The 7,480-nt window shown below is 69.7% G+C and carries 3 protein-coding genes; all 3 read right to left on the reverse strand.

Translation table 11 applies throughout. The annotated features are described in order from the left end of the window. The coding region (locus D7V88_RS36385) for a TIGR02266 family protein (RefSeq protein WP_120545181.1) at window positions 1-4,027 on the reverse strand (4,027 nt) is incomplete at its 3' end. Continuing rightward, entirely contained in the window at window positions 4,024-4,686 is a 663-nt protein-coding gene (locus D7V88_RS36390; RefSeq protein ID WP_120545182.1) for a hypothetical protein, read from the reverse strand. The genes D7V88_RS36385 and D7V88_RS36390, both read right to left, overlap by 4 nt. Continuing rightward, complete coding sequence (alaS, locus tag D7V88_RS36395) at window positions 4,683-7,376, reverse strand: alanine--tRNA ligase (protein WP_120545183.1); 2,694 nt, start codon at window positions 7,374-7,376, stop codon at window positions 4,683-4,685. Before alaS ends, D7V88_RS36390 begins: the two co-directional genes overlap by 4 nt. Window positions 7,377-7,480: the final 104 nt, after the last annotated feature.

Raw genomic sequence — 7,480 nt, forward strand, 5'->3', positions numbered from 1 at the left:
CCGTCGGGGATGGGGCCGGTGTGCTGGTGGGCTTCGTATCGGAGGAGGGGCCGGTCGAGGACGCGGCCTCTGCGATGGCAAGCGCGGCGTGGGCGCTGGTTGGCGTTGCGGTGTTGCTCTCTGCTGGCTCCGTCGTGGGCGTGGCGGAGGCAGGTGCTGGCAGGGCGTTTGAGACTGTCGGGGATGCAGCGTCCGGCGTGGAGGCCGAATCCTTCGAGGCTGCTGATGCCGCTGCCTCGCGGGGCGCTGCATCCGCAGTAGAGGCAGACTCCTTCGCGGCGGCTGCATCCGTTGGCGCGTGGGGCGCTGCATCTGTCGTAGAGACAGAAACCTGCGAGACGGCGGATGCCGCTGCTTCGCGGGACGCTGCATCCGTTGCGGACTCAAGCTCCTTCGCGGCTGCTGATCCCGCTGGCTCGCGAAGCGCTGCGTCCGATGTGGGGGCCGGCTCCTTCGAGGCTGCGGATACCGCTGCCGCGTGTTGCGTTTCGTCCGTCGAAGGCCCGACACGGGTCGGCGTCGTCTCAGGTGCGGACGTCGCTTCTTCGTGCGGTGCCTCACCCGGTCGGACCGTGCCCGTAGCGGATGGATCCGCTGCGGTGTCTTCCGTGTCTGGCCAGGAGGGCGACGAAGAGTCCGCTCGCAACGCGCCTTCGGACGGGGCCGTGTGGGTCGCGGTGTCCGGAGGCTCCGTGGTGAGCGCGAGTGGATCCGGAGCAGTGCTTGCCGTGTCCTGCTCAGGCGGCGTGACTGCTTCCGAGGTGGCGGTGCCTGTCTTCTCCGCTGAAGGGTCCGAGTCCGTCACGGACGAAGCCTTCGCGAGGGTCGCCGCGCCTACCCAGTCCGTGTCAGCCGCGGTGATGCCTGCTGCGGACTGCATCTTCGATGTGGACAGCGCCTCCTCAAGCGTCGCCGCGCCCGTCGGATCCGTGGGGCTCGCGAAGCCAGCTTCCGGAGAGGAAGCTTCCGTCGTGCTCGCGACGAAATCCGACGTTGTCTGGGCGGGAGAGGACGCATCCTCCTGGCCTACCGACGTGGAGACCTCCGGCTCGGAGTCATGTGCCGCGACGCTGGGGAAATCTGGCTGGCCGTAGAGGGACGCGGCTTCAAGCGAGGGCAGTGCCGTCGGAGTGGCCGAACCGTCGTGCGGGGTCTCCTCTTGAGAGAAGGTCTCAGAGGCGTGAGCTGCCACCCCTGAGTCAGGCCCATCGCCAGCGAAGAGGCTTGCTGGCTCGGTCGCGGACGGATCCGTGCCCTCTGGCCCTGCCTCGACAGAAGCCACTGACGTGGAGATGGGAAGCGGGGGCGCCTCTTCGCTCGCGGGCTCAAGGGAGTCCGCCGCCGAAGGCTCGATGCCAGTCTGCCCCGCGACGGTTTCGCCACGGTGGTCCGCAACGGCTCCGGAGGTGGGTTCGGAGTCCACCGTGAAAACCGACGGCTCCTCGTCGTCCCATCCCTCTTCGACCGGAATGGCATCCGCGAACGCCTCGGCAGCGGGATCCGCCAGCGACGCGTGTGAGCGTTCCGCGTGGTTCAGGGACTGCTCGGGCGCGGCATCGGCGTCCGAGACCACGCCTTCCGTCGAGGCCTCCTCGACCGTCGATGCGGCATGCGTCGTCGAAAACTCCGCCGAAGCTGCTTCCTCGCTCGACCCCTCCGACTGGAACGTCGCCGCTTCGGAAGAAGACGCTTCTTCCGCGTGGAACTCCGCTGCGGATGAGACCCCGGTATCTGGAGAGTCCTCGCCCTGCGCGAACTGCTCCGCGTGTGTCAGTGCGGGAGGGAAGGGAGCTTCTTCCGCACGAACTGCGCCAGCTTGCGCGGCTTCCTGCTCGGGCATCGGTGTGGACCCGGAAGCGAGAGCTTCCGCATCAGGAGACGCGGTCGCACCGACGAGCGCGGTCCAGGCATCCTCCTCGCTCAACGCGCCCGCGGGCGTCTCGACTGGTGCGAACGTCTCCGTGTCCGTGCGCGGCCATGCCGCCTGGGCCTCGTCCGCTGGGGACTCGGAATCCACCGGGGGTGAGAATGCCCACTCCGCTGCGGGCTCCTCGGCGCGTGATTCAAACGGCGCCGTGACGTGAGGCTCCGTGGCCTCCGGAGTCGCCGTGGTGTCGAACACCGCACCCGCGTCCGGACTCGCACCGGTCCGGTCGTCCGCCATCGCGACTTCGTCGTCGCTGCCTGGCGTCTTCGTGGCTGGCGCATCGGAACGCGAAGCCGCGATCTCATCGTCGCGGAACAGGTCCGCCGGGTCGCTCGTGGCGACGGCCTGCTCCAGCGCGGCGGCGAACGGATCCACCTCTTCCGGGAGTGCGCTCGCTTCGCGCTGGATGGACGCGGGGTCGATGCCCCACGCGAGCAGGCGCTCGGCCTCCGGATTGCGAGGCGCCGCATCCTGCTCCCACGCACGGAGCGGCTCCGAGGCCGTCAGTGACGGCGAAACCTCGGGCTCCGGTTCGGAGGCGGACTCCGTGGGCTCGACCCCGAGCGCACCGTCAGCAGCTTCAGGGGCGCTGGCCTCCGGAGAGGTTCCCTCCTCGGCATCCATGTGGAGGTCGACATCAAAGTCGAGCGGCTGCTCGACATCGGTCGCCACACCAGTGCGCGCCGCCTCAACACCGGTCGACTCCGCCTCCACGAAGGCAGGCGTGTCCTGGGATGCAGCCTCCACCGCACCAGCATCGAACCGCGCGTCTGGCGTTGCTCCCGTGTCGCTGGGAACCGCCGCGTCGGCGTGGGATGCGGGCTCCTCCTGCGAGAGCCCTGCCGCGTGCACTTCCCCGAGCACCCCGTTCGGATCGAACGCGTCCACCGACGCAGGCGTGAGCCCAGCCATCGCGGTGGCATCGAGCCCCGGGGCGGACTCGGACGTCGCCGTTCCAGGCGAAGGAGCTTCTTCCTCGAAGGCGGGAGGCGCGACCGGGGACTGGTTCCAGACCGGCGTCTCCGCGCGTCCTTCCGGAAACTCGGGCTCGGTGAAGAGCGCGAAGGCCTCTGTCCCGGCCGCGTCCGTCGTTTCCTCGGAGGACTCGAACGGATCCGGATCCGTGGGCCGGACCGGCTCCCGTCCCGCAACGGATGACGACCCGCCCTGCGCCGTCGAACCGGATTCGGACGGCAGCCTCACGGCGGGGAAGGATCCGGAAGAGGCAGGCGGCGCCTTCCAGTCCTTCGTCTCCGGCCTCATCCCAGGCGACTCCGCGGAGGCGGAGCGCACGGTGAACATCTCCCGGGTCGACCGCTGCGGCATCCCCGGGATGGACTTGTTCCCCCGTGCATCGCGCGAAGGACCCACGTCCGGAATCGACGCGAGGGCTTCCTCTCCCGCCTCGTGCTCCGGGAAGAGCGACACCGGTTCATCGGGCTCGGCCAGGACCGGGGGAGCGACCGCGTGAGGCGCTTCCACGACGGGCGCGGGCACGGGCGCCTTCGGCGTCACATCCGGAGCCCGCCGAGCACTTCCCGCTGCCCCCGCCGTCCCGGGTGGCGGCACGCCTGGGGTGCCCGGAAGCGGAAGAACTTCGCGGTGAATGGGCGTCGCCTCACCCGGGCTCCGCGCGGGGGGCAGCGCCGCCATCCGCATCGAAGGCCGCGAGGGCGCCACGGCTGCGGCCTTGCGCACGAGTCCCGGCGGGAGCGACGCCGGTTCCGTCCTGGGGGCGGAGGGCGACGCCAGCGTCGGATCCTCCCGCTCCGCTTCCGTCCCAGCGCGCCGAGCGACGATGCGGTCGATGAGCGCCTTGCTCGCCGCATCCAGCTTGGTGAAGCGCACGGTCATTCCGGCCCGCGCGTTGCCCACGTCCGGCTGGGCCTTGCTCACCACGCCTTCACCGCGAAGCAGCCGCGTGCCGTCCGCGAGGACGAACTCGAACGCCAGGCCCGTGCCCTCCGGCTTGAGGGCCCGGGTGGCCACGAAGACTCCGCCGCGCCCCACGTTCGAGCCATACCGCTCGATGAACTCCTCCTCCGCCGTGTACGGCAGGCGGATGCGCAGGGGGAGGAGCTTGGGGGCCGGCCCGGTCATCGCAAGGGGATCCGCACGTCCCCGCCAGCGCCCTTCACCACGAGCGCCAGCCCATCGTCTTGCACCGCTTCCGGAGGCAGCTCGAACATCAGCACCACCTCCGTGCGCTGTTCGGGCGCCCAGGTGGTGGGCAGGGGCCGCGTTCCGGCCACCGCCTGCGCGTCACGCGCGAGCGCGTACGTCTGCCCCTTCGCGTCCGTCAGCCACGCTCCGTCCAACGCCAGCGGCGCGGGCACCTTGCCCACGTTCTGGGTGACGAGCTCCACGCGCAGGAACAGGTCCTCCGTGGTGAGCCCCAACCCTGTCTTTCCGGAGCTGCCCTTCACCGAGTGCGACGACTGCAACCCGGTGAGCTTCATCGCCACCGTGTCCACGTGCACGGTGTCGTTGGGCGAGGGCAGCCGCAGCTTGCTCGGACCGGTGTCGCCCATCTCCGCTGCGAGCCCCGCAAGCCGCGACTCCTGCTCCGGCTCCTGCCTCGGACGGGCGGAGGCCGCGCCGCCCTTCTTCACCCGGTCTGCTTCCGCGCGCAGCTTGTCCAGCGTGTTCGATGCGGCCTCCTGCCCGGACTCGGGCGTGGAGGAGTCCTTCGTGCAGCCCCCCAGGAGGAGGGCCGCCGTCAGGAACATCCCGGGCCAGGTCGGGGCGTGGAGACTCACGCCGGGCTCGCGCCCTTCACCAGCTCGTAGAGCTTCTCCAGCGCCGCGGGCAGGTTGGCCGCGTCCGGACCACCGGCCTGCGCCATGTCCGCCTTGCCGCCGCCCTTGCCGCCCACTTCCTTGGCCATCTCGCGCACCAGGTTGCCCGCGCTCATGCCCTTGGCGACCATGTCCTTGGTTAGGGCCACCAGGATGATGGCGCGGCCGTCCTTCTCGCCGCCAATGGCAATCACGCCGGAGCCGATGCGATCGCGCAGTTGATCCGCCATGCCGCGGAACACCTTGTCGTCCGCGGGGTCCACGCGCGTCGCCAGCACCTTCGTGCCGTTGACGTCGCGCGCCTGGTCCAGGAGGTCCTTGTTGGAGGCCGTCTGGGCCTTCACCGCGACCTCCTCCACCTTGCGCTCCAGCTCCTTCACGCGCTTCTGGGTCGCCTCCACGCGCAGGGCGACCTCCTTGGGCGACGTGCGCAAGAGCGCCGCGACCTTCTTGAGCTCGTGCTCCTGCTCGCGCACGAACTGGAGCGCGCCCACGCCGGTGACGGCCACGATGCGCCGCACGCCGGACGCGATGCCGCTCTCGCTGGTCACCTTGAACAGACCGATGTCACCGCTGCGCTTCACGTGCGTGCCGCCGCACAGCTCGGTGGACTCCGGGTGCACGGTGACGACGCGCACGGTGTCGCCGTACTTCTCACCGAACATGGCCACCGCGCCGGACTTCTTCGCGTCGTCCAGCGACATGATGCGCGTCTGGGCGCCCGCGTTGTCGCGCACCCACGTGTTGACCAGGTCCTCCACCTGCTCCAGTTGGTCCTGTGTGGCGGGGGAGAAGTGCGAGAAGTCGAAGCGCAGGAAGTCCGGCGCGACGACGGAGCCCGCCTGCTTCACGTGCTCGCCCAGCACGCGCTTGAGCGCCTTGTGGAGCAGGTGCGTGGCGGAGTGGTTCGCGCGGATGGACTTGCGGCGCTCCACGTCCACGGACGTCTGCACCATGTCGCCGACCTTCAGCGTGCCCTCCGTCACCTCGGCGGTGTGGACGATGAGCCCCTGCACCGGGCGCTGCGCGTCCTTCACCTGCACCACCGTCTTGCCGCCGTGGGCGACGACGCGGCCGGTGTCGCCCTGCTGGCCGCCGGACTCGCCGTAGAAGGGCGTCCGGTCCAGCACGATGTCCACCGTGGCGCCCGCGGAGACCTGGGGCACCTCCAAGCCGTCCTGCACGAGCGCGATGACGCTGCCTTCGCCCTCGTGGCCTTCGCCGTCGTAGCCGAGGAACGTGGTGGTGCCCACGCGATTGAGGATCGTGTGGAAGACCTCACCGGAGGCCTTCGAGTTCGTGGTCAGGCCGGGATCGGAGACCTGATCGTCCATGAGCTTCTTGTAGCCCTCCAGGTCCACGTCGAAGCCGCGCTCGCGCGCGATGATCTGCGTGAGGTCCCAGGGGAAGCCGTAGGTGCCGTGAAGCAGGAAGACGAGCTCGCCGGAGAGGACCTTCTGGCCCGAGGTCTGGAGCTTGGCCAGCTCCTCGTCCATCAGCTTCAGGCCGCGGTCGAGCGTGCGGCGGAAGCCCTCCTCCTCGTGCTTGGCGACCTCCAGCAGGAAGGTGCGGCTCTCGCGCAGCTCGGGGAACGCGTCGCCCATGAGCTCGATGACGCGGTCCACGACCTTGTAGAAGAACAGCTCCTTGAGGCCGAGCTGCGTGGCGCCGTGGCGGATGGCGCGGCGCATGATGCGGCGCAGGACGTAGCCGCGCTCCACGTTGGAGGGCTGGACGCCGTCGGCCACGAGGAACGCGGTGGCGCGGGCGTGGTCGGCGACGACGCGCTGCGAGGCGCCGGTCTCCTGGGTGTAGGGCTGGCCGCACAACTGGCTGACGGTGGCGAGGATGCCCTGGAACAGGTCGGTGTCGTAGTTGGAGCGCTTGCCCTGGACGACGGCGGCGATGCGCTCCAGGCCCGCGCCCGTGTCGATGGACGGCTTGGGCAGCGGGATGAGGGGCGCGTCCTTCTCCTTGCGTTCGAACTGCATGAACACGAGGTTCCAGATCTCCAGCCACCGGTCGCAATCACACGCGACACCCTGGCACGGACGGCCCGCGGCCTCTTCGACACACGGGATGTCGTTGCCCTGGTGGTAGTGGATTTCCGAGCAGGGGCCGCACGGGCCGGTGTCGCCCATGGCCCAGAAGTTGTCCTTGTAGCCGAGCTTCAGGATGCGGTCGGTCGCGACGCCCTGCTTCTCCCAGAGGGCGAAGGCCTCTTCGTCCCAGGGGATGCCCTTCTCGCCGTTGAACACGGTGACGGCGAGCCGGGAGATGTCCAGGCCCAGCCGCTTCGTCACGAACTCCCAGGCGAACGCGATGGCTTCGGGCTTGAAGTAGTCGCCGAAGGAGAAGTTGCCGAGCATCTCGAAGAACGTGTGGTGCCGGGCGGTGTAGCCCACGTTGTCGAGGTCGTTGTGCTTGCCGCCCGCGCGCACGCACTTCTGCGACGAGGTGGCGCGGCGGTAGTCGCGCTGCTCGCGGCCGGTGAACACGTCCTTGAACTGGACCATGCCGGCGTTGGTGAACAGCAGGGTCTGGTCGCCGACGGGTACCAGCGAGGACGAGGCCACGCGACGGTGGGAGCGCTCCTCGAAGAACTGGAGGAACGCCTCGCGGATCTGGGAGGCGGTGAGGGCGGAAGGCATGGTGTGGGTATATGCCACAAGAGTGCCGGACGCAGCAGTTCCTGGACGGGTCATCCCCTGTGGGACGGCCCATGTAGGTGGGGCTGACGGCAGGGGGGCAGGAG

It is taken from the genome of Corallococcus terminator (assembly GCF_003611635.1).
Taxonomy (GTDB): Bacteria; Myxococcota; Myxococcia; order Myxococcales; family Myxococcaceae; genus Corallococcus; species Corallococcus terminator.

What these genes read in the sequence shown, in the direction of transcription:
- alaS (WP_120545183.1), bottom strand. Translation starts at nt 7,376, where the DNA reads ATGCCTTCCGCCCTCACCGCCTCCCAGATCCGCGAGGCGTTCCTCCAG.